Raw genomic sequence first — 24,186 nt, 5'->3', positions numbered from 1 at the left:
TATCGGGGGACACATGACTGCACCACGCGACAAACTCGGGCGTCCCGTCGTCGTCGTCACCGGCATGGGCATCATGACCTCGCTCGGCGCCGGCAAGGCGGACAATTGGTCGAAGCTCGTCGCCGGCGAATCCGGCATCCGCACCATCACGCGCTTTCCGATCGACGGCCTGAAGACGACGATGGCCGGCACGGTCGACTTCGTCAGCGTCGATCCGTTCTCCTCCACCGGCCTCTCCGAACGGATGGCCGAGCTGGTGACTCAGGAAGCGCTCGATCAGGCCGGCATCGGCGCCAAGGCCGATTTCCCGGGACCCCTCTTCCTCGCTGTCGCGCCGGTCGAGGTCGAATGGCCTCAGCGCCGCGAGCTCGGCCGCGCGGTCGGCAAGCCCGACTTCACCTATGACGATCTGCTGCGCATCTCCGGCGGCGGCAAGTACAACGCCTATCATCACCGCTTCATGTTCGGTTCGGTGGCCGCCCACCTCGCCGAGACCTTCGGCACCAAGGGCTCGCCGATCTCGCTGTCGACGGCCTGCGCCTCGGGCGCGACCTCGATCCAGCTCGGCGTCGAGGCGATCCGCCGCGGCGAGACCGATGCCGCGCTGTGCGTGGCGACCGACGGCACCGTGAATCCGGAAGCCCTGGTGCGCTTCTCGCTGCTGTCGGCGCTGTCGACCCAGAACGATCCGCCGCAGGCGGCCTCCCGTCCCTTCTCCAAGAACCGCGACGGCTTCGTCATGGCCGAGGGCGCCGGCGCGCTGGTGCTCGAAAGCTACGAGGCGGCGACCGCGCGCGGCGCCAAGATCCTCGGCGTGATCGCAGGCTGCGGCGAGCTCACCGATTCCTTCCATCGCACCCGCTCCTCGCCCGACGGAAAGCCGATCATCGGCTGCATGAACAAGACGCTCGCCGATGCCGGCATGACGCCGGACCAGATCGACCACATCAACGCGCACGGCACCGCGACGCCCGAGAACGACAAGATGGAGTACAACACGACGTCGGCCGTGTTCGGCGATCTCGCGCAGAAGATTCCGGTCACCTCCAACAAGTCGATGGTCGGCCACACCATCTCGGCCGCCGGCGCGGTCGAGGCGATCTTCTCGCTGCTCACCCTCGAGCATCAGCGCATTCCGCCGACCATCAACTACGACAATCCGGATCCCACGATCCTGTTCGACGTCGTCGGCAACAAGGCGCGCGACGCCCGCGTCACCGCGGTGATGTCGAACTCGTTCGGCTTCGGCGGCCAGAACGCCTCGCTGATCCTCACCCGCGAACCGGCCTGACCGGACGCATGGCACTGCTTCCTGCGAGCACGAAGGCCCGCGCGCGGGACCTCGCCAAGTCGCTCGGCGGAAGCCTGGTCGGCGCCGCGACCGTGGGCATGCTGCGCACCACGCGCTATTTCGATCCGGTCAAGACCTCGGATTTCTTCGCGCGTGCCACCCAGCTCATCGGCCCGCGCCTGCGCGAGCACCGCATCGGCCGCGCCAATCTGGCCGCAGCGTTTCCCGAGAAGTCGCCGGAGGAGATCGAAGAGATCCTGATGGGCGTCTGGGACAATCTCGGCCGCGTCGGCGCCGAATTTGCCCATATCGATCACGTCTGGGACTACGACCGCGAACACCCGGAGAGGAGCCGGATCGACCTGCCCCGGAGCAGCATCGAGCGGTTCGACCACATCCGCGACGACGGCAAGCCGGCGCTGATCTTCGCCGCGCATCTCGCCAATTGGGAGCTGCCGGCGCTCGCCGCGGTCGCGCATGGGCTCGACACCGCGATCCTCTATCGCCGGCCCAACATCGCCTCCGCCGACCGCATCATCCAGGAGATGCGGCAGGTCAACATGGGCACGCTGATCCCGGCCGGCCGCGACGCGCCGCTGCGCCTCGCAGAGGCGCTCAAGGCCGGCAAGCACGTTGCCATGCTGGTCGACCAATATCTGACCGGCGGCGTCGAGGTCACCTTCTTCGGCCGCAAGACCCGCGCCAACCCGATGCTGGCGCGGCTGCTGCGCCAGGTCGAATGCCCGATCCACGGCGTCCGCATCATCCGCCTGCCCGGCTTCCGCTTCACCGCGGAATTGACCGAGGAGATCAAGCCGGTCCGCGATGCCGCGGGTAAGATCGACGTGCAGGGCACGACGCAGGCAATTACCAGCGTGGTCGAGGGCTGGGTGCGCGAACATCCCGAGCAATGGCTCTGGCTGCACCGCAGGTGGCGATAGCGGCTACTTCTCCGGCAGCCCCGCATCGACCTCGGCCTGAACCACACGATCCCAGGCCGCGATACACACCGGACTTGCATTCTTCATCGGCGGCGACACGTTGAGCCGCGTCGTTCCGGGCCGCAGCCGCAGTCCCTCCTGCATCGCGGCCTTCGCCTCCTCGCTCCGGCCCGATCGCTGATAGGCAGCAGCGAGCAGGAAGTGCGAGCGGCCGGTGCCCGGCGTGATCGCGATCGAACGCTGCAGCCATGGCAGCGCCTCGTCGTAGCGTCCCATCAGGGCATACGCGGTGCCTGCGCCGAGCAGCCAGGTCCAGCGAGAGGCCGGCGGCGTGTCGTAGCGATCGGCCTGCTCGAACGTCGCGAGCGCATCGTCGAAGCGGCCGAGATAGATCTGCCCGAGGCCGATCAGATAGAGCGCGGACCCGTTCCACGGATCGAAGCTCAACGCCTTGGCGCAAGTGACGAGGCTTTCCACGAAATGATTGGTCGCGCTGAGAAAGCGGCAATGAGCTTCCAGCACCGGAATGGAATTCGGCTTGACCCGCAGCGCCTGCTCGAGCGTCGCATTGGCTTTCGCCTCGACCGTAAGAGCCTCCTCCGGGCTGAACCAGACCATCTGGATGCCGCGCAGTTGCAGCGACGACAGCGCGACCGCGAGATCGACATTGTCAGGATCGTCACGAAGCGCCTTCTGCAACATGGTCTGCGCCGCGCCGAAACGCTCACGCGTGGTCTGGTTGATCGAGGCGAGCGCCTGCTCGACGGCCACCTTGTCGCCGCCCGCGGACGCTGTTCGGCTTGCGGATGACGCCGCGCTCGGCTCCAGCAATTCGTTGAGCCGGCGCGCCAGCACATGGCCGACGCCGGCAACGAGGCGCGACTGCTGAAGCGCATCCACCTCATCGGTACTGACCGACGCTGCGGCGACCGATTGCACCTCTCCGCTGCCGTTCTTGATGATGCGCGCCCGCAATGTCCAGGACTGATCGCCGCGCTGCAGCTCGCCACGAATTTCGTAGTCGGCCTTCGCACCGGCGCCTTCGACACCCGCTACCGCCGCCGTGCGCGGCGCGACAACACTAATGTTCCGGATCCTGGCAAAGCCATCCATGAGACGGCCGGTGACCTCGGCGGCCATCACCGCGCCACGCGGATCATTGCTTTCATCAACGATTGCCATCACGGCAATCCGCGGCGGCCTGCGCTTGAACAGGACGTCGGGCGTCAGCACGGAAGCTGCGACCGCAACGCCGAGGATCACGACACAGAGCGCGCCCACGGCGCCGATCAGGACCGGGCTGCGCAGGCGGGAGACAGGGCGTGGTGCCGGCTGGATCGCAACGGCCTCGGCCGGAACCGACGGTTCGGCCACAACCGCGGGCGCCACATCGACACGCGCCGGGTTCGCCTCGGGCTCGGCCACGACTTCGGCCGTCAGCGAATAGCCGCCGCCGGAGGCAAGCCGGATGATCTGCCGCCGCTCGTCACCGAGCGCGGTCCTGAGCTCGCGGATGCATTGAAACAGGCTGTCCTCGCCGACATGAACGTTCGGCCAGATCGCCTCCATCAGTTCCTGCTTGCTGAGCACCCGACCGCCGCTGGTCGCGAAAAACCGCAGCATCTCCAGGGTCTTGGGCCGGAGCTTGATCGCAACGCCATCGGGGCCCCACAGCTCCGCACGCTGCTGATCCAGCCCGAAGCCGGCGAAACGAAGCAAGCTATCCCCCCAAGCGTCTTTCTGGCCGGCTCATATAGAGGATCTGTGCCGAAAATGCCCCAAAAGTTTCCCTGAACCGGAAATATCAGAAACTTTCAGAAAGCGGCTACCCCCTTATCAGGACACCAATCCCGGCGCAGTGCGATGAATTCAGTCCGCGGACTCGCGACCGCGCGGCTTGAGGGCGGCTTGGGGGACGACGTGACGACGGGGAAAGATTGTTTCGGGGCAACCCGCCGGCTGCGGGCCGCGCTGCTGACGTCGTCGGCGCTGGCCTTGGCTTGGACGCTGCCGGCCGCGCCCGCCCGTGCACAGGATGCGACCTGGCTCGCCTCTCCCGGCAGCAACCAATATGACCGCGGCGCCAACTGGAGTTCCGGCACGGTGCCATCGGGCACCGCCTTCTTCGGCGCGTCGAGCACCACCAGCCTCTCGATTCCATCCAATGACGAAGCCAACACGACAGACGTCGGCGGCTGGACGTTCAACGCCGGGGCAGGAAATTACACCTTCGCAAACGGCCAGATCCTGAATTTCAACGGCGCCGGCATCGTCGTCAATGGCGGCAGCGCCACCATCAACGCCATCGACGGAAGCATCAATTTCCTCAACTCCAGCTCGGCCGGCGGCGTCACCATCAACAACGACAATGCCACGAGCTCGGTGAATTTCTACAACACCAGCACGGCCGGCACCGCGACCATCACCACCTATGGCAACGCGAACTTCTACGACGCCAGCACTGCCGGCAGCGCCCACATCACCGTCAATTACAATGGCGATGACGGCGGGGTGCTGTCCTTCAACAACACGAGCTCGGCCGGCAGCGCCACCATCACCAACAACATGCACCTGCTCTTCAAGGACAGCAGTACAGCGGGCACCGCGACCATCACCAACAACGCCGGCATGGTTTTCTCCGGCGCCAGCACGGCAGGCAACGCAACCATCACGAACAGCACGAGCGGCTACTTGGTTTTTTCCGGCACCAGCACCGCCGGGAACGCTGCTATCAACAATGACGGCACCGTCGACTTTTCCGCGTCCACCGGCCCTGCGGGGAACGGCAAGCTCAGCGCCGGTTCGATTGCGGGCGCCGGCAATTTCTTCCTGGGCGCACGCGCGCTCACCGTCGGCGGCAACAACCAGAGCACGGACGTGAGCGGCGTGATCAGCGACTGCGGCACGAGCCCGACCTGCTCGGCGGCGGGCGCGACCGGCGGATCGCTGGTGAAGACCGGCACCGGCACGCTGACGCTGTCGGGCGCGAACACCTACACCGGCGGCACCACGATCAACGGCGGCGGCAGCGTGCTGAAGGTCGGCGTCGATACGGTGGGTACGCCTGGCGCGATCACCTCGTCGGCTATCGGCACGGGCACGCTGACCTTCGACGGTGGCACGCTGCAGGCCGGCGGCAACTACACCATCGCCAATGCCGCGCAGATCAACGCGACCGGCGCCACGATCGATTCCAACGGATACACCCTCACCTATTCCGGCAACATCGCCGACGCGGCAGGACAATCGGGCAGCTTGCTGCTCAACACCACCAACGGAAATGTGACCCTGTCCGGCACCAACACCTATTCCGGCGGCACCACAATAGTCGGCGTCGTCGGACTAGCCAGCGGCAAGGTGGTGGTGGCCAACGGCAGCGCGTTCGGCACCGGTACGGTCACCTTGCAAAACGTCTGGATCCAGACCGGCGGCACAAGCGACGTGACCTTCGCCAACAACTTCAAAATCGATCAGTCCACCGACGGCAGCCTCCTCGACGCCAAAGGCAAGACGTTGACGATCTCCGGCAACATCACCGACGGCACCGGGGCCGGCAAGCTGACGATCACGGATACTTCGTTCAATTTCAGCCAAGTGGTGTTGCTCGGTGCCAACACCTACACAGGTGGTACCACAATCAACCTCGGGACCCTGGTGCTTGGCGATGCCACCCACACCGCGTCCATCACCGGCCAGGTCACCAACAACGCCTACTTCTATATCCACAACGCCGATACCTCGGCGATTACGGATCTGGCCAATAACGGCGAGACGGAGTTCTCCGGCACGACGACCGCGGGCACGATGACCATCACCAACAAGGGGCATGTCTATTTCCTCAACGCGAGCAGCGCCGGAAACGCCACGATCAACAACTATTACAGCAACTCGACCAACAATAACTATACTGGCAGCGTGAGCTTCGGTACGGCCGGGGGCACCGATACCAGCAGCGCCGGCAACGCCAAGATCAACAGTTTCGGTGGATACACCTCGTTTAGCGCGGCGACCAATGCCGGGACCGCCACCATCATCAACAATTTGAATAGCAGCACCGTGTTTAATGATCAGTCGTCGGCGGCCGGAGCGACGATCACGAACAATGATTATAGCACGACCTTGTTTCAGTTCTCTTCGACTGCAGGCAACGCCGTCATCACCACCAATTCCGGCGGCTCGACAGCCTTCTACAACAATGCAACCGGCGGCAACGCGCAGTTCATCGCCGACGGCACCGGCTATGTCGACTTCAGCGGGAGCACTGGCACGAACGGCGACGGCCGGATCACGGCCGGCTCGATCGCCGGCTCCGGCTTCTACTACATCGGGGGCGGCAACACGCTGGTGGTCGGCAGCAACAACCTGTCGACGACGGTCAGCGGCGTGATCGGCGAGCTCAATCCCGACCCATCGTGCGGCTGCGGCGTACCGGGTCCAGGCAGTCTGGAGAAGACTGGCAGCGGCACGCTGACGCTGTCCGGCGCCAACATCTATACCGGCACCACCGTCGTGAACGGCGGCATGCTTCAGGTCGACGGCTCGATCGTATCCTCGAGCCAGACCACGGTGAACACCGGCGGTGCACTCTCCGGCACAGGCACCGTCGGCAATACATTGATCGCCAGCGGCGGCATCCTGCTCGCCGGCAACGGCACGCCGGGCTCACGGTTGACCGTCGCGGGCAATCTCGCCTTCCAGTCAGGCGCCTTGTATCTCGTGACGGTCAACACGAACGCGGCGACGTCGGTCAACGTCTCCGGAACGACATTGCTCAGCGGCGGCGTCGGCGTAAGTGTGGCGGCCGGCAGCACGGTTCAAAAGCAATATGCCATCGTATCGGCGAGCGGCGGCCGAACCGGAACGTTCACCAGCATCGAGGCAACGGGCGTACCGGCCGGTTTGGCTGCGAGCCTCAGCTATGATGCCACCCATGCCTACCTGAACTTCGCACTTGACTACGGCACCCGGACCGACCTCAACACCAACCAGAAGACGATCGCGACCACGCTGCAAAACTTCTTCGACGCCAATGGCGGCATCAACGCCGCCTTTGTCGGACGCTCCACCAACAGCCTGACCCAGCTTGCGGGCCAGGGCGCGACGGGGTCGCAGCAGACCACGTTCGGCGCCATGAGCCAGTTCATGGGATTGCTGACCGATCCGTTCGCAGCCGGGCGCGATGGCGGCACCGGCGGCGCCAGCGCGGTGCCGTTTGCTGAGGAGAGCACCTCGCTCGCCGACGTCGCGCACGGCGGCGATGCGCGTGATGCCTTGGCCAGCATGCCGCACAAGGCTCCCGGGGAGCCTGCCTTCGATCAGCGCTGGAACGTCTGGGCTGCGGCCTATGGCGGCTCGCAGAGCACCAGCGGCAATGCCGTGCTGGGCTCGAATAACACGACGAGCAGCATCTACGGCACCGCTGTCGGCGCCGACTACCGCATCTCGCCGAATACCATCACCGGCTTCGCGCTCGCCGGCGGCGGCACCAGTTTCAACGTCAGCGGGCTCGGCGGGGGCCGCTCGGATCTGTTCCAGGCCGGCGCCTTCCTGCGCCACACTGTGGGCGCAGCCTACATCACTGGCGCACTCGCCTATGGATGGCAGGACGTTACCACCGATCGCACCGTGACGGCCGCTGGCACCGATCGCCTGCGCGCCGAGTTCAACGCCAATGCGTGGAGCGGCCGCGTCGAAGGCGGCTATCGCGTCATTGCACCATGGACCGGCGGCCTCGGCATTACGCCCTACGCCGCAGGCCAGGTCACGAGGTTCGACCTCCCCGCCTATGCGGAAGCCGTCGTCGCCGGAAACAACACGTTCGCCCTCGCCTATGCGGCCAAGAGCGTGACCGACACGCGCAGTGAACTCGGCTTGCGCACCGACAAATCCTTCGCCATGGCGGACGGCATCCTCACCTTGCGCGGTCGCGCCGCCTGGGCGCACGATTTCAATCCGGATCGCACCGTCGCCGCGACGTTCCAGACGCTGCCCGGCGCGAGCTTCGTCGTCGGCGGCGCACGACCGGCTGCCGATTCCGCCCTCACCACCGCCTCTGCCGAGATGAAATGGCTGAACGGCTGGTCGGCGGCGGCAAGCTTCGAGGGCGAGTTCTCCAGCGTGACCCGCTCATATGCCGGAAAGGGCACGGTGCGTTACGCGTGGTAGACCATCAGGCGCCGGCGAGCTCGGCGCGGCGAAGACTGACCTGGACGCCGACCTGGTTGATCGCATGAGCAATCGGCGGCGACGATTTCGCAACGGCGACCGTCACGTTGTCCATCATGTCGAAGCGTCGCAGCAGTCCTGCAGCGATCGTCTCGCCGAGCGCTTCCAGCGTCTGGAATTTTTCCGACCCTGCAATCTGCACGGCCTCGTCCACCACGGCGTCATACCTCACCGACGAATCCAGATCGTCGCTGAGGTGGGTCCTGACCTCCCGCAGATCGGCAAAAATATCAAAACTGAATTTTTGTCCGAGCGTTCGCTCTTCCTCGAACAGGCCGTGATAGCCGTAGGTTTGAAGTCCGGTGATTTTGATCGACGTCAGCATGGGCAGCTCCGGGTGAAGCATTTTGATCGGGATGATCCCAATCGCCCAGGCGAGCGGCAGTTGCCCCGCGCTTCCCGATGGCGCTCCATCCGATGTCGCCAGTCACGCGAGGCGTTCAGCGTTATCAGCTTTTGGCAATGCCGACAATGAACATCGCCGCGCGACTTAATTCGCGCCGCGGACTGGACGATTGCGTCCGCGCGCCGATAAGGCCAATCCGCATCGCGACTTAACGACCGCCACCGGCGACAAGGCGCGGCAAGCGGTTCTACTGTGCATGGGGTTGTTTTGCGGATTTGAGTTGCCGGATGGTCTCGCGACCTATCGCGGCGCTCTCACCTCCCCGTCTTCACCTTGGTCCAGAGCCGGTTGATGATGCGCTGGGTGGCGGGATCGCGGGCGGTGATGACGAACAATTTTGAAAGCGTCGCCTCGTCCGGATAGATGTTCTTGTCGTTCAGAATTTTCGGATCGACCAGCTTCTGGCTCGCAAGGTTGCCGTTGGCATAGGACAGGAAGTCGGAGTTCTTGGCGGCGACGTCGGGACGGTAGAGATAGTTGATCAGCTCGTAGGCTTCCTTGACGTTCCTGGCGTCGGCGGGGATCGCCAGGTTGTCGAAGAACATCTGCGCGCCTTCCTTGGGGATGGCATAGCCGATCTCGACGCCGCTCTTGGCTTCTGCCGCGCGGGCGCGGGCCTGCATGATGTCGCCGGACCATCCGACCACGAAGCAGATCTCGCCGGTGGCGAGTGCGCTCAGATATTCGGAGGAGTGAAACTTGCGCACGAAGGGGCGGACCTTGGCGACGACGTCAGCGGCCTTCTCGAGGTCGGGCTGCTTGGTCGAGTTCGGATCGAGCCCGAGCCAGCTCAGCGCCGCCGGAAAGATGTCGTCGGCGGAGTCGAGCATGTGGACGCCGCAGTCTTTGAACCTGGCGAGGTTCTCCGGCTTGAAGACGGTGTCCCAGCTGTCGATCTTCGCGTCGGCCCCGAGGATCTGCTTCACTTTGGCGACGTTGTAGCCGATGCCCGTCGTGCCCCACATGTAGTTCGCGGCGAACTCGTTGCCGGGATCGTAGGTCGCGAGGTGCTGGTTCACCATCGGCCAGGCGTTGGCGAGGTTCGGCAGCTTCGACTTGTCGAGCTTCTGGAAGATATTGGCCTTGATCTGGCGCTGCAGGAAGTAGGCCGTGGGCACCACGACGTCGTAGCCGGACTTGCCGGCCATCAAACGCGTCTCCAGCGTCTCATTGGCGTCGAAGGTGTCGTAGACCACCTTGATGCCGGTCTCCTTCGTGAAGGCATCGAGGACCTCCGGCGCCATGTAGTTGGACCAGTTGTAGAAGTTGACGACCCGCTCCTCCGCTCTCGCGGGAGCGGAAAGCAACGTCAGCGCCGCGGCGATTGCAACACCAAGGCAAAGCCTCGAGCGGCCGACATGCGTCATCGTTGCTACCTCTTGCGTCCGCGCACCGCGTCCGACAGCCGCTCCAGCGCGGTGTCGAGGGTCTGGTCCTTCTTGGCGAAGCAGAAGCGCACCACGGATGTCACCGGATCCTGCTCGTAGAAGGCCGAGACCGGGATCGCCGCCACCTTGTAGTCCTTCACGATCCGCCAGCAGAACTCGGCATCGCTCTCGTTGAGACCGAGCGGCGACAGGTCGACGGTGAGGAAGTAGGTGCCCTGCGACTTCAGCACGGGGAAGCCGAGGCTTTCGAGCCCCTTGGTGAGGCGGTCCCTGCTCCGCGTCAGGTCCTTGCGCATCGACAGGAAGTACTCGTCCGGCTTGCCGAGGCCGTAGGCGACGGCGGCCTGGAGGTTCGGCGCGGTGGTGAAGGTCAGGAACTGGTGCACCTTGGCCGCGACGCGCAGCAGCGGCGGTGCCGCGCAGACGAAGCCGATCTTCCAGCCGGTGAGCGAGAAGATCTTGCCGGCCGAGCCGACCTTGATGGTGCGGTCGCGCATGCCGGGGATGGTGATCAGCGGGATGTGCTTGTGCTCGTCGAAGGTGACGTGCTCCCAGACCTCGTCGCAGATCGCGATGACGTCGAACTCCTGGCAGTAGCGCGCCAGCAATTCGAGGTCCTCGCGCGGATAGACCACCGCGGAGGGATTCAGGGGATTGTTGAAGAGCACCGCCTTGGTCTTTGAATTGAAGACGCTTTTCAGCATGTCCTCGTTCAGCCGCCAGCCGGGCGGCTCGAGCCGCACCAGACGCGGAATGCCGCCGGCCTGGCGGATGATCGGCAGGTAGGAATCATAGACCGGCTGGAAGCAGACCACCTCGTCGCCGGGCTGGACCACGGAGAGAATGGCCGAGGTCAGGGCCTCGGTGCCGCCGGAGGTCACCATGACCTCGCTCATCGGATCGAGCTGGAGGCCGTGCCAATGACCGTAGTGGGTCGCGATCGCCTGGCGCAGCTCCGGGATGCCCATCATCGACGGATACTGGTTGTAGCCGTTCAGGGAGGCGTCGGCCGCGGCGCGGCGGATGTCCTCCGGTCCCGGGTCGTCGGGAAAGCCCTGGCCGAGATTGATGGCGTTGTTGTCGCGCGCGGCCTGCGACATCGCCTCGAAGATCGTGACGGGAAGGTCGGCGAAGACCTTGTTCAGCGAGGAGCTCTTGGTCGTCATCGCCGGATTAGCCACCGACCTTGGTGGGAAGCCCCGCCGCTTTCCAGCCGAGGATGCCGCCCGCCAGATGCTTGTCGTAGGCAAGGCCCGCCGCCTGCGCCGCGAGCGAGGCCGTCACCGAACGCTTGCCCGAGCGGCAGGCGAACACGACGTCCTTGCCTTGCGGATCGGGGATCGCCTTGGGATCGAAGCTCGAGAGCGGCACCACGACGCCGTAGGGATAGGCCTCGGCCTCGACCTCGTTGGGCTCGCGGACGTCGACGAGCAGATAGCGCCCTTCCTCGACACCCTTGGAGACCTCGTCCGGGGTCAGATCCTGTACCTGGTTCGCCACATCATCCTCCAACGTCCGCGCACGCGCCGGGCTGTCCCGACCGCGGGGCAACCTCGCCTCTCGGCCAACGAAAATCAAGCGCTACAAAGGCTTGAGCCGCACCGTGCAAGTTAAGGCTAAATCGCAGCGACTTGAAGCACGGCTTTCGGAGTCCATGCCCGGAGGTTGTGCTTCACCCTGCGCTGCCGGGCTGTGATCGGGCTCATCCAGTTCGGCTTCCCCGCGAAGACAGGGAAGCTAGATCGTCACCTGGGTGCCGACCTCGACCACACGGCCGCTGGGGATCTGGAAGTAGTCGGTGGCGTCGTTGGCCGAGCGGCTGAGCGAGATGAACAGCCTGTCCTGCCAGCGCGGCATGCCGGAATGGGCGGCGGGCTTGAGAGCACGGCGTGACAGGAAGAACGAAGTCGACATGATGTCGAACTGCCAGCCGAGCTTGCGGGCGATCGCCAGCGCCTTCGGAACGTTGGGCGACTCCATGAACCCGAATTTCAGCGTCACCTTGGAGAAGGTCGGACTGATCTGCTCCAGCTTGACGCGCTCGGCCGGATCGATGCGCGGGGTCGTCGCGGTCTCGATGGTGAGAATGACATTCTTCTCGTGGAGCACTTTGTAGTGTTTCAGACTATGCATCAGCGCGGTCGGCGCGCTGAGCGGATCGCTGGTCAGGAACACGGCGGTGCCGGGCACGCGCTGCGGCGGCCGCTTCTCCAGCATCGCCACGAGGTCGGCGAGCGGGAATTCGAGCTTGCGCGACTTCTCGAACAGCAGCCGGCTGCCGCGCCGCCAGGTGTACATCAGGACGATCATGAGGGTGCCGAGCGCGAGCGGAACCCAGCCGCCCTCGAACACCTTGAGCAGGTTCGCGGCCAGGAAGGTCAGGTCGAGGAACAGGAACGGGGCGATCAGGGCGGCGGCGGCGAACGGCGACCACCGCCAGACCTTCCAGATGACGATGAAGCCCATCATTCCCGTAACCACCATCGTCCCGGTGACGGCGATGCCGTAGGCCGAGGCCAGCGCGCTCGAGGAGCGGAACAGGAGCACCATCAGCATCACCGCCACGAACAACAGCTGGTTGATGCGCGGGATGAAGATCTGGCCCGAATGGGCCTCGGAGGTATGACGGACTTCGAAGCGCGGCAGCAGCCCGAGCTGGATCGCCTGACGCGTCAACGAATAGGCGCCGGTGATCACGGCCTGGCTCGCGATGACGGTGGCGAGCGTCGCGAGCACGACCATGCTGCCGCGGAACCAGCCCTGCGGAAACAGCTGGAAGAACGGGCTCACGATCGCGCCGGGGTCGCCGAGGACGAGCGCCCCCTGCCCCAGATAATTCAGCGCAAGCGCCGGCAGCACGATGAACAGCCACGCGGTCTGGATCGGCCGTTTGCCGAAATGGCCGAGATCGGCATAGAGCGCTTCGGCGCCGGTGACCGCCAGGAACACCGCGCCCAGCGTGACGAAGCCGATGATGCCGTGGTGGAACATGAACGACACGGCGTAGAGCGGGTTCAACGCGAACAGTACCTGCGGCTGCTCGAGGATCGGACCGATCGCGGCGACCGCGATCACCGCGAACCAGACGCACATCACCGGGCCGAAGAACGCCGCGACGCGCGCGGTGCCGCGCGATTGTACGGCGAACAGACAGAGCAGGATCACCACGGTCAACGGCACGATGTACGGCTCGAAGCGAAGCGTGATGTCCTTCATGCCTTCGATCGCCGACAACACCGAGACCGCCGGCGTGATCACGGCGTCACCGTAGAACAAGGCGCCGGAAATGATGCCGAGCAGGACGACGGTGGCGCCACGGCTGCCGACCGCGCGCTGGGCCAGTGCCATGAGGGCCAGCGTGCCGCCCTCGCCATTGTTGTCGGCGCGGAGCAGGATGACGACGTATTTCAGCGTCACCACGACGATGAGCGCCCACAGGATCAGGGAGACCACGCCGAGCACGGCAGCGGTGGTCGGCGTTCCCTCCGCACCCGAGGCCGCCATCACCGCCTCGCGGAAGGCGTAGAGCGGGCTGGTGCCGATGTCGCCATAGACCACGCCGATGCTGCCAAGCGTCAGCGCGCCGAAACCGGCGGTGGTGTGGGCGTCGCCATGCCCATTGGCCGCCGCCGTTTCCGGGGCGGGAACTGCTACGTCGCTCGTCATGGGAGAGCCCGATGGCCTCTGGAATGCTTCACTGCACAATGGCTGCAGAGCGCGCGGCTTATAGGCCTGCGCCAGCGGCATAGCCTAGCCCGATTCTGGGCCCTCGCCATGCAAATTTCGCATGGGTTCGCCGATTGCGTTCAAATAGTCACCTGCGTTCCGACTTCAACCACCCGACCGGTGGGAATCTGGAAATAATCGGTCGCATCATTGGCGGACCGGCTCAACGCGATGAACAGATGGTCCTGCCACAGCGGCATGCCCGATTGCGCCGAGGCCTTCAGCGACCGTCGCGAGACGAAGAACGACGTCGACATGATGTCGAACTGCCAGCCCTGCTTGCGGGCGATGGCCAGCGCCTTGGGGACGTTCGGCTGCTCCATGAAGCCGAAGCGCAGACGAACCTTGGAGAACTTGTCGCTGATCTTCTCCATGCGGAAACGCTCCGACAGATCGACGCGCGGGGTGTGCGCGGTCTCGATCGTCAGGATCACGTTGTGCTCGTGCAGCACCTTGTTGTGCTTGAGATTGTGCAGCAGCGCCGTCGGCACAAAGGAAGGATCGCTGGTGAGGAATACCGCGGTGCCCTTGACGATGTGCGGCGGCCGCTTCTCCAGGCTCCGGATCAGATCGTCCAGTGGCACCTCGATGCGTCGGGTCTTCTGCAGCAGGATTCCCGTGCCCCGCCGCCAGGTCCAGATCGTCGCCGCCATGGCCACGCCGAACAGCAACGGCACCCAGGCGCCTTCGAGCAGCTTCAGCAGATTGGCGCTGAAGAACGTCATGTCGACCACGACGAAGGGCAGGATGACGGCCGCGGCGGTGGCGGCGCGCCAGTTCCACAATTTCCAGATCACGATGAAGCCCATGATGCCGTCGGCGACCATGGTGGTGGAGACGGCGATGCCGTAGGCCGAGGCGAGACCGCTTGGCGTGCGGAACACCAGCACCAGCAGCATCACGCCGATCAGGAGCAGCCGGTTCACGCGCGGCAGGTAGATCTGCCCGGCATGGGTTTCGGACGTGTACCGCACCTCGAAGCGCGGCAAGAGGCCGAGCTGCACCGCCTGATAGACCACCGAATAGGCGCCGGTGATCACGGCCTGGCTCGCGATCACGGTGGCCGCGGTCGCAAGTCCGACCAGCGGCAGCACCAGATGGTCGGGCACCATGCGGAAGAAGGAATGCTCGACCGCGCTCGGATCGGACAGCACCAGCGCGCCCTGGCCGAAATAGTTGATCAGGAGCGAGGGCAGCACGAAGAACATCCAGGCCGACTGGATCGGCTTGCGGCCGAAATGGCCGAGATCGGCGTAGAGCGCCTCGCCGCCGGTCACCGCCAGGAACACCGCGCCCAGCGTCACCAGGCCGATCGTGCCGTGCGACAGCAGGAATTGCAGCGCGTAATAGGGATTTATCGCGGCCAGCACCGACGGATCGTCGGCGATGTGCACGATGCCCATCACCGCGATACAGGTGAACCAGACCACCATCACCGGCCCGAAGGCGGACGCCACCAGCGCGGTGCCCTTGCTCTGGACCGCGAACAGCAGCGCCAGGATGATCACGGTGAGCGGCACGACGTAGTGCTCGAACGCGGGCGTCGCGAGCTTGAGGCCTTCGACCGCCGACAGCACCGAGATCGCCGGCGTGATCATGGAATCGCCGATGAACATGGAGGCGCCGACCACGCCGAGCGCGAGCAGCACCCAGCTCCGACGGCGTCCGAGCGCGCGCTGGCCGAGCGCCATCAGGGACAGCGTGCCGCCCTCCCCGTTGTTGTCGGCTCGCAGCAGCAACAGGACATATTTGGCGGTGACGACGATCAGGAGCGCCCACAGGATCAGCGACAGCACGCCGAGCACGATGACGCGCGTGACCGGCTGGCCGTGGGCCGCGCCGTTGACCGCCTCGTGGAACGCGTAGAGCGGCGATGTGCCGATGTCGCCGAAGACGACGCCGATGCTTCCGAGCGTGAGCGCCCAAAAGCCCGAAGTGACCGGCCCGTCCTGGGCCTCGGTCGATGTGATGCTCGCCGTCATGGGGGTGGAAAACGCTTCGTCCCTGGAATTGATCCGGCGCCTTTTGACGCTTCCTGCGCGCCTGTCAATCCGCCCAGCATAGCAGGTGCCGGCGCCGATGCTGTGACGGAGCGGCCACGCCCATCGTCGGCACGATGACGCACCCCAAGGCAAAATGGTAGCTCGAAAGCCCTACGGCTTCAAGTTCGGCGGCAGCGGCGGATCTTCACGCATCAAGGTGATGGTCACCCGCCGGTTGGCGGCGAGCGACGGATCGTCCGGGAACAGCGGCTGGGTATCCGCCTTGCCCGAGACGGCGAAGAAGTGTGACGGCGGCAGCCCCTCGCGTTCGAGGATCTGGCGCACGGCGTTGGCGCGGTCGGCCGACAGATCGAAAGCGCCGTAGTCGCTGCGGGTCGGCACAAAGCCGGCTGCGGTGTGACCTGCGATCGAGACACGGAGCGGCGTGGCCTTGAGCGGAACCGCGAGCTTCTCGATCAGGCGACGGGTGCGGTCATAGGGTACCTTGGAGCCGTCGGGAAACATCGAACGGCCGTCCTGATCCACGATCTCGAGATTGAGGCCCTGCTTGGTCTCCTCGAACATAATGTGCTTCGACATCTCGGTCAGTTCGGGCATGTCCTGCAACGCCTGCCGCAGCGAGGCGGCGGCGAGCGCAAAATTGCGGTCGACCTTGATCTTGGCGCCCGACGTGCGGTCGCGATCCTCCTGATCCGGCGTCGGCGTGTTCGAGGAATCCTCAGGCTGGATATGGTCGACGTTCTTCAGCCGCGGGCGCGTCGGCAAGCCGTCGGACTCGATGATGCCGGCGTAGCGCGCCTCGCTCTGGATGCCGAAGGCATCGCGCATGGAGCCGGCGACGATCTTCAGCTTGTTGGCATCCTGGGTCGAGAACGCGACGAGCATCACGAAGAAGCTCATCAACAGGCCCATCAGGTCGGCGAAGGTCACGAACCAGCCGTGACCGCCTCCATGTGCATCGCCGCGCTTCTTCTTGGCCATGTCTCAAAATCCCGGCGGGCGGCCTCAGGCCGGCACCGGCTCACCCTCGGCGTGGCGATGCTTTTCGGGCAGGTAGGCCAGCAGCATTTCGCGCACCAGCGTCGGGCTCTTGGAGTCGCGGATCATCAGGATGCCGTCGATGATCAGCGTGCGATTGGTTTCCTCGTCGAGCAGCTTGCCGTGCAGCTTGTCGGCGATCGGCAGACAGAACAGGTTCGCGACGAGCGCGCCGTAGAGCGTCGCGAGCAGCGCGGTCGCCATGAACGGGCCGAGCTTGGACGGATCGGTCATGTTGGCGAACATCTGCACCATGCCGATCAGCGTGCCGATCATGCCGAAGGCCGGGGCGCAGTCGCCGATGGCGCGGTAGATCTTGCTGCCTTCGTCGAGGTGCATGAGAAAGTTGTCGCGGTCGCGCTCGAGATTGTCGCGGATGAAGTCGAGGTCGTAGCCGTCGGCGACGTAGCGGATTCCCTTGGCGAGGAAAGGCTCGTCGGTCTCGACCTTTTCCAGGCCGACCGGGCCCTGCTTGCGGGCGATCTCGGCGATGCGAGCGAGTTCGTCGACGAGGTCGTGCGCGGACAGGCGGCTCATGGTGAAGGCGAACTTGGCGCCGAGCGGAAGGCCGTGCATCAGCGCGCTGAGCGGAAAACGGATCATGGTGGCGGACACCGAGCCGCCGAAGATGATGATCATCGCATGTTCGGAGATGAACATGTGAAGATCGCCACCCATGAACATCATGACGGCAATGACGCCGACTCCCGCCGCAAGTCCAGCGCTCGTCATAATATCCATGGGACACTCCAACACACACGCAACAACGGCCATCCTGGCCGGTGGTGCGGCCCAACCCCGAACCGCATCTCAGACCCTAATTGGCCGCCATTAAAGACGCGTAAAGGTTAAGTTCAGCGAGCGCGCCGGACCGGCTCATCGCGCTGAACGGACGCCGGCTTTGCCGGCTGTCGACAGCGATCTCAACGTTTTGCTAACCATGACGCTGCCGGAGACGACGCGGCCCGGATGGCGAATCGCTCCGCCATCCGGGCCGGCCACCGCGACGCTGGCGTCAGGGGATCAGTTCGCAGCGAAGCGCGGTGTCGAGCAGCCGCCGCAAACCCACGGCCAGGACCAGTCGGCGACCTTGCCCTTGTTGGCTTCGACATAGGGGCTCCAGGCGTTCGGCGGCAGCGCCTTGCTCTTGTGGACGATGCTGAACTGGCCGTCGGCCTGGATTTCGCCAATCATCACCGGCTTGGCCATGTGGTGGTTCGGACCCATTACAACCTCAAAGCCCGATGGCGACTTCACCTTCTGGCCGATCATCGCCTGACGGACGGCATCGACGTTGGTGCTGCCGGCCTGCTGCACCGCCTGGACCCACATGCGGAACAGGATGTAGGCCGATTCCATCGGATCGTTGGTGACCCGCTTCGGGTTCTTGGTGTAGGCGCGCCACTTGGCGATGAAGGCCTTGTTTTCCGGTGTGCTGACGGACTGGAAATAGCTCCAAGCTGCCAGATGTCCGACCAGCGGCTTGGTGTCGACGCCCGCGAGCTCTTCTTCGCCGACCGAGAATGCGATGACGGGAATGTCCGTCGCCTTGACGCCCTGGTTGCCGAGCTCCTTGTAGAACGGCACGTTGGCATCGCCGTTGATCGTGGAGACCACCGCCGTCTTTCTGCCCGCGGTACCGAACTTCTTGATGGCGGCGACTTCGGTCTGCCAGTCGGCGAAACCGAACGGCGTATAGTTCTCCATGATGTCCTCGTCCTTGACGCCCTTGCTCTTGAGGAAGGCGCGGATGATCTTGTTGCTCGTTCGCGGATAGACATAGTCGGTGCCTTCGAGCACGAAGCGCTTCACATCTCCGCCTTCCTTCGACATCAGGTACTCGACCGCCGGGATCGCCTTGTTGTCCGGCACCGAACTTCCGTAGAAGATGTTGTAGGAGGACTCTTCCCCTTCATATTCGAGCGGATAGAACAACAGTCCGTTCAACTCCTCGAACACCGGCAGCACCGATTTGCGCGACACCGAGGTCCAGCAGCCGAACACGGCGGCGACCTTGTCCTTGGTCAGAAGCTCGCGCGCCTTCTCGGCGAACAGCGGCCAATTCGAGGCGGGGTCGACCACCACGGGTTCGACCTTCTTGCCGAGCAACCCGCCATGAGCGTTGAGGTCGGCGACTTCCATCAACATCAGATCCTTCAGAATGGTCTCGCTGATCGCCATGGTACCGGACAGCGAATGCAGGATGCCGATCTTGATGCTGTCCTCCTCGGCCCGCGCCGGCGCACCGAGAGCCATCAGAAGCGGGACCACACAAATCCCGAAGTAGCGTGCAATGGACATCGCATGAGTCTCCAGTTCGAGGATGCGCTCGTTCGCGGCGAACTGCCTGTTGCAGCCGGCCGTCGACCGCCTGGCTTGAACGCTCGCACGCGCATGGCTTCGCACCGAGAGCCGCGTTCTGAAATTGCGATGGCGCCATTTCCCCGAGGGCGTCCTCGGCCGGTCTGAACAGAAACTGGACAGCAGAGCGGCGAACGGCCGTTTCCGCGCCAAGGATTTGCGCGCGGCTGAGGCAGGATCGGCGAAGCCGCCGAGGCGAAGGAGCCAGTTTATCCGCGCTGGAGGGAGCCAGTTCGAGACTGGACCGGCCTCGCCGGTCGGTGAGCGGACAGATCGGAGCCGAACAGTCCAGTTCCGGAGATAACTGGACCCTTGCCCGCTGGTTTTCAATCTGGCCTTCGCCTTGCATTGAACGGGTCATCGCGCCTTCCGTCATTCATCGCGGTGACCCAGATGCAGCTTCTCATCCTGCTGGACAGGACCCGGCGAGAGTCTCTCACCGATCAGCTCGTCGAGCAGATCCGCCTGGCGATCGCAAAAGGGCGCATTGCCGCCGGCGCGCGGCTGCCCTCATCGCGCAATCTCGCCGACCAGCTCGCCATTTCCCGAAACACCGTTGTTCGCGCCTATGAGAGCCTGATCCTGGAAGGTCACGCCGAGGCGCGACCCGCCTCCGGAATCTTCGTGGCCGAACGGGCGCCGGTGACGGCTGGCGTGGCTCCGGCATCCGGTCCGGCATCCGAGCGACCATCGGTCGCTCCGGCTCCTCCGGTGTTCGACACCGAGCTCAAGCGCTTGGCGGTCCGCAAGGAGCGCCGCATGGTGGTCGACTTCGCACTCGACCAGACCAACCCGGCGGTCTTTCCGCTCAAGACCTGGCGACGGCTGGTGCAGAACCACCTCTCACATGGCGCAGCTTCGCAGTTTGCGACAGCGAACGATCCCGCAGGAGCGCCTGAGTTGCGTGCGGCGATCGCGCATCACCAGAGCCTCGCTCGCGGCCTCGCCGTCGATCCCACGCAGGTCATCATCACCAGCGGCCGCAACGAGAGCCTGAGCCTCATTGCGCGGATGTTGCTGTCCTACGACGCCCGCGTGGTGATGGAAGACCCCGGCTATCTCGGCGCCTATCTGTCGTTCCGGTCGGCCGGCGCCCGGGTCATCGCCTGCCCCGTCGACGAGAACGGCCTTGTCACGGATCTGCTTCCCGAGCGTGGCTGCGCGATGGTCCATGTCACGCCGTCGCATCAATTCCCCACCGGCACGCTTCTATCGGCCCAGCGTCGCAAGTCGCTGGCGGGGTGGGCCCGCCGCAACGGCAGCCTGATCGTCGAAGACGGCTTCGGCGACGAATTCCACGACGAAGGCATGCAGCTCGCACCCTTGTCGTCGCTTGCGCCGGATTGCGTGCTCTATGTCGGTGATTTCGCGGCCTCGCTGGGAAGCGGATTGAAGCTCGGCTACCTCGTCGTGCCACAGCGTTATGCCGAGGCAGCGCGCCTGACCAAGGCCATGCTGAACGCCGGTGTATCCTGGCTCGACCAGGCTGTGCTCGCGGAGTTCCTGTCGAGCGGCCCATATGCCGCTCATGTCCTGCGGGTGCGCGCGCATTATCGCGCCGGGCGCAACATGCTGATCGCCTCGCTGCGCCGCTGCTTCGGCGACGTCACGCTCGGCGGTGGCAATGCCGGCCTGCAACTGTTCTGGCAGTTGCCGCCGGGCGTGCCGCAGGCCCAGATCCTGGAGCTTCAGGCGCGCCGCGGCCGGATCGGGGTCTACAGCCTGCATTCCGCGCCGGTGCATGTCGGCGAGACGGGCACGATGGCGAAACGCGGCATCCTGCTCGGCTTCGGTGGGCTCAGCGAACGCCAGATCGAGAAAGGCATCGCAAAGCTTTCCGACATCGTCGACGATGCGCTCGACGATCACCTCACCGAAATCGACCAGCTCCTCATCGATCTGCCCCCGGATCGCCCGCCGATTCCCACCGCGCGGATTCGCGGCATGGCGGCCTCAGCAAAAAAACACGAGCCGGCTCTAACCACGCGGCACGACAAGAGACCAGAATTCGGAGCCCTCGCGCAATTCGAACTCGGGTCCGCCATGCCGCTGCTGAAGAGCATCTACCACTATCCCGTCAAGGGACTGAGCGGTCAGCCGCTCACCAGCGCCAGGCTCACACGGGGACAACCTTTCCCGCACGACCGTCAGTTCGCGCTCGCACGCCCCGGCGTGCCGCTGCAGGCCGACAATCCGCGCTGGGCGAAAAAAGGCCTGTTCGTCATGCTCATGCTCGAGGAGGCTCTGGCCAAGGTCAAGACTCATCTCGACCCGGAGACTCTGCAGTTCGAGATCCGGGCGGGCAACCAGACGATCCTCGTGGTCAACCTCAACGAAAGCGGCGCGAAGGCCAGGATCGAAGATTATTTTCACCAGCTCGTCCCGACCCTGCCGGCGCCGCCCACGCTGGTCCGATCGAAGGACGGCCACTTCATGGACAAGCCCGACAGCGTGATTTCGTTGATCAACCTGGCAACGCTGCGCAGCCTGGAGGAACGCTGGGGAACGGAGATAGACCCGCTGCGATTTCGCGCCAATCTCTATGTCGACACCGGACGCGCCTGGGAGGAATTCGACTGGATCGACCAGGAGATCAGGCTTGGCGACGTCACCTTCCGGGTGGACCGCCGCAACGGGCGTTGCGGGGCCACCAACGTCAACCCAGCCTCGGGCGTGCGCGACATGGACATTCCAGGCTCATTGCGGGCGAACTTCGGCCACAAGGATCTCGGCGTCTATCTCACCGTCGAGACGGGCGGAACGATCGCGGTCGAAGACCGGTTGACGCGACCATCCGCGGCAACACAGGCGTTCGCCCCGACGGCGAAGCCGAACGGCAGCGCCGGCCGGCGGTTCATCTGCCGCGGGTGCTACTACATCTACTCCGAGGACGCCGGTGTCCCCGCCGACGGCATTGCGCCGGGCACGGCCTATCAGCAATTGCCGGAGAATTTCCGCTGTCCGGACTGCGGCACCGACAAAGGCAAGTTGAGACCCCATGTGGCCTGAGGCGAACGAGCCTGAGGCGTGCCGGCTGGTTACAGTCCCGCCAGCTTTGCGCTGAGCTCACGCAGACGCCTGCGCGCCTCGGCGTCGTAGGCCTGCGGATTGGCACGCGCTTCGTTCATGCCGTTGAAGAATAGGCCGCTCCTGTTCGCGACGTCGTCGCCTTCGACGAGATGGAGGATCGCCGCGCCGCCCTGCTCGACGGTCGAGATCGGCGCGATGCCGCCGGCGCGAACCATGGTCGTGTTCATGTAGGTCGCCGGATGCAGCGAGTTCACGGTGATGCCGGCTCCCTTCAACTCCTCAGCGAGATCGATCGTGAACATGATCTGCGCGAGCTTGCTCTGCGCATAGGCGCGCGAGCCGCTGTAACCTTTCGTGATCATCACATCGTCGAAATCGATCGGATGCTGGCCGAGCGAGGCCACATTGACGATGCGCGACGGCGCGGCGGCCTTCAACAGCGGCAGCAACAGGTGAGCGAGCAGGAAGCCGGAGAGATAGTTGACGGCAAAGCGCAGCTCGTGACCGTCAGCGCTGACCTGCCGCTGCGGTCCGTCGTTCTGCGAGCCGATGCCGGCATTGCTGATGAAGACGTCGAGGCGCCGGTGATCGCGCTGCACGGCCTCGGCGAGTTCGCGTGTCCCCGCCATCGACGAGAGATCGGCCCGGTAGAAGGTCGGCGCGGCATGACCGGCTTTCACGATCTCGTCGATCAGCGCCTTCGCGCGCGCGGCATCGCGGCCATGGATCAGGACATGGGCCCCTTCGGCGGCAAGGCGGCCCGCCACATAACGCCCGACACCGTCGGTCGACCCCGTGATCAGCACCGTCTTGCCGGCCATGTCCATGACGTCGCTCCAGGCTCAGTGAATCTCCGCCGAGCGCTTCAGCGCGGCCTTGAGCTTCTCCAGCGAGAAGTCGGGGCTGCGGGCGATCTCCAGGATCGGCGTCTCGCGGCGGCCACAGAGTTCAGCGGCCTCAGGCAGCTTCGCGGCGATGTCGAGCGGGATCACGATGGCGCCGTGCCGGTCGGCATGGATGAGGTCGTCCGATTTCACGGTCATGCCGGCGACGCGCACCTCGCCGCCGAAGCTCTCCGCATGCACCCAGGCATGCGACGGGCCGATCGAGCCGGCGAGCGCCTGGAAGCCCGGAGCCCATTGCGGGATGTCGCGGATCGAGCCGTCGGTGATGACACCGAGGCAGCCGAGCGCCTTGTGGACGTTGCTTTGCACCTCGCCCCAGAACGCGCCGTAGCCGACGTCGGGACCGTCGATGTCCTGGATCACCGAAATGCGCGGCCCGTGGCCGGTGCCGACATATTCGTAATATTCGATGCGGCGCTTGGCCTGCTCTTCCGCCGGCAATGAGGACTTCAGCACCGAACGGATCGCGACGGTGCGCGCATAGCCGACGATCGGCGGCAGGTCGGGGAACGGGCAGACCAGTTGCTTGGTGGTGTAGCCGATCAGCCGGCGCTCGGGCGCCACGATCTCCATGGCGTTGCAGATCGTCGGCGTGTCATAGCGGCCCAGTGCTTCGAGGACGGAAGCGGGCAGCGGCCCGGTCGCGGAATTCGTCACGGCGTTCTCTCCCAGATGGGCGGCGTTGTTTGCGCGATGCCGCCGGCATCAAGGCGATATAGCCGAGATCGGGCCCCAACCCAACTCGGGATGCCTTCATGGCAGATATCCGCAAGCTGCCGCCTAATGCAGCCGTTCGGGCCGATCGTCGTGCGGCGGCTCCGGCAGGCCCGCCAGTGTCGGCGACGACGGCGGCGGCGTGACCTCGCCGGCGG

Annotated in this window: 16 protein-coding genes and 1 riboswitch; of the genes, 4 read left to right on the top strand and 12 right to left on the bottom strand. The window is 65.0% G+C overall.

Annotated features, from left to right (window positions below):
- Positions 1-13 precede the first annotated feature (13 nt).
- Positions 14-1,291 carry a beta-ketoacyl-ACP synthase gene (locus QM712_RS12440; protein WP_415023393.1) on the top strand — a complete coding sequence of 426 codons (1,278 nt, stop codon included), beginning with the start codon at positions 14-16 and terminating at the stop codon, positions 1,289-1,291.
- Positions 1,292-1,299: 8 nt separating this feature from the next.
- The gene (locus QM712_RS12435) at positions 1,300-2,232 is read left to right on the top strand and encodes a lipid A biosynthesis lauroyl acyltransferase (RefSeq protein WP_415023392.1); all 933 of its coding nucleotides are present in this window, start codon (positions 1,300-1,302) and stop codon (positions 2,230-2,232) included.
- Positions 2,233-2,235: 3 nt separating this feature from the next.
- On the opposite strand, the gene QM712_RS12430 is transcribed toward QM712_RS12435, so the two are convergent.
- Entirely contained in the window at positions 2,236-3,951 is a 1,716-nt protein-coding gene (locus tag QM712_RS12430; protein ID WP_415023391.1) for a tetratricopeptide repeat protein, read from the bottom strand.
- Between the two features lie 201 nt (positions 3,952-4,152).
- Between QM712_RS12430 and QM712_RS12425 the strand changes: the two genes are divergently transcribed.
- Positions 4,153-8,397 carry an autotransporter domain-containing protein gene (locus QM712_RS12425; protein ID WP_415023390.1) on the top strand — a complete coding sequence of 1,415 codons (4,245 nt, stop codon included), beginning with the start codon at positions 4,153-4,155 and terminating at the stop codon, positions 8,395-8,397.
- 4 nt (positions 8,398-8,401) lie between these two features.
- Here QM712_RS12425 and folB read toward each other — a convergent pair whose 3' ends face one another.
- The 9 genes from folB to urtA all read right to left on the bottom strand — a co-directional run bounded on the left by folB (position 8,402) and on the right by urtA (position 19,274).
- Positions 8,402-8,782, bottom strand: a complete 381-nt coding sequence (folB, locus tag QM712_RS12420) for a dihydroneopterin aldolase (protein WP_415023389.1) — start codon at positions 8,780-8,782, stop codon at positions 8,402-8,404.
- A 36-nt stretch (positions 8,783-8,818) separates the two neighbouring features.
- A riboswitch (ZMP/ZTP riboswitch) is annotated at positions 8,819-8,898 on the bottom strand.
- A gap of 219 nt (positions 8,899-9,117) precedes the next feature.
- A complete protein-coding gene (locus QM712_RS12415) occupies positions 9,118-10,230 on the bottom strand; it encodes a polyamine ABC transporter substrate-binding protein (RefSeq protein WP_415023388.1) in 1,113 nt (370 codons plus the stop codon).
- Positions 10,231-10,235: 5 nt separating this feature from the next.
- On the bottom strand, positions 10,236-11,417 hold the full coding sequence (locus tag QM712_RS12410) for an aminotransferase (protein WP_415023387.1): 1,182 nt from the start codon (positions 11,415-11,417) through the stop codon (positions 10,236-10,238).
- Positions 11,418-11,424: 7 nt separating this feature from the next.
- Positions 11,425-11,751 carry a rhodanese-like domain-containing protein gene (locus QM712_RS12405; protein ID WP_415023386.1) on the bottom strand — a complete coding sequence of 109 codons (327 nt, stop codon included), beginning with the start codon at positions 11,749-11,751 and terminating at the stop codon, positions 11,425-11,427.
- A gap of 237 nt (positions 11,752-11,988) precedes the next feature.
- Positions 11,989-13,917 (bottom strand): potassium transporter Kup, encoded by a 1,929-nt coding sequence (locus QM712_RS12400; protein WP_415023385.1) that lies wholly within the window; start codon positions 13,915-13,917, stop codon positions 11,989-11,991.
- Positions 13,918-14,057: 140 nt separating this feature from the next.
- A complete protein-coding gene (locus QM712_RS12395; RefSeq protein ID WP_415023384.1) occupies positions 14,058-15,959 on the bottom strand; it encodes a potassium transporter Kup in 1,902 nt (633 codons plus the stop codon).
- 171 nt (positions 15,960-16,130) lie between these two features.
- Positions 16,131-16,961, bottom strand: coding sequence for a flagellar motor protein MotB (locus QM712_RS12390; protein WP_415023383.1), 831 nt, complete (start codon positions 16,959-16,961; stop codon positions 16,131-16,133).
- Positions 16,962-16,985: 24 nt separating this feature from the next.
- Positions 16,986-17,759, bottom strand: a complete 774-nt coding sequence (locus QM712_RS12385) for a motility protein A (RefSeq protein ID WP_415023382.1) — start codon at positions 17,757-17,759, stop codon at positions 16,986-16,988.
- Between the two features lie 282 nt (positions 17,760-18,041).
- Positions 18,042-19,274 (bottom strand): urea ABC transporter substrate-binding protein, encoded by a 1,233-nt coding sequence (gene urtA / locus QM712_RS12380; RefSeq protein WP_415023492.1) that lies wholly within the window; start codon positions 19,272-19,274, stop codon positions 18,042-18,044.
- Between the two features lie 498 nt (positions 19,275-19,772).
- Here urtA and QM712_RS12375 point away from each other — a divergent pair, with 498 nt between their 5' ends.
- On the top strand, positions 19,773-22,388 hold the full coding sequence (locus tag QM712_RS12375; protein WP_415023381.1) for an aminotransferase class I/II-fold pyridoxal phosphate-dependent enzyme: 2,616 nt from the start codon (positions 19,773-19,775) through the stop codon (positions 22,386-22,388).
- Between the two features lie 29 nt (positions 22,389-22,417).
- Here QM712_RS12375 and QM712_RS12370 read toward each other — a convergent pair whose 3' ends face one another.
- The gene (locus QM712_RS12370) at positions 22,418-23,236 is read right to left on the bottom strand and encodes an SDR family NAD(P)-dependent oxidoreductase (protein WP_415023380.1); all 819 of its coding nucleotides are present in this window, start codon (positions 23,234-23,236) and stop codon (positions 22,418-22,420) included.
- A gap of 15 nt (positions 23,237-23,251) precedes the next feature.
- Positions 23,252-23,971, bottom strand: a complete 720-nt coding sequence (locus QM712_RS12365) for an RraA family protein (RefSeq protein ID WP_415023379.1) — start codon at positions 23,969-23,971, stop codon at positions 23,252-23,254.
- Positions 23,972-24,186 lie beyond the last annotated feature (215 nt).

It is taken from the genome of Bradyrhizobium sp. (assembly GCF_047605465.1).
In the GTDB taxonomy this organism is placed as follows: domain Bacteria; phylum Pseudomonadota; class Alphaproteobacteria; order Rhizobiales; family Xanthobacteraceae; genus Bradyrhizobium.
This window is presented reverse-complemented; position numbering and strand designations above follow the sequence as displayed.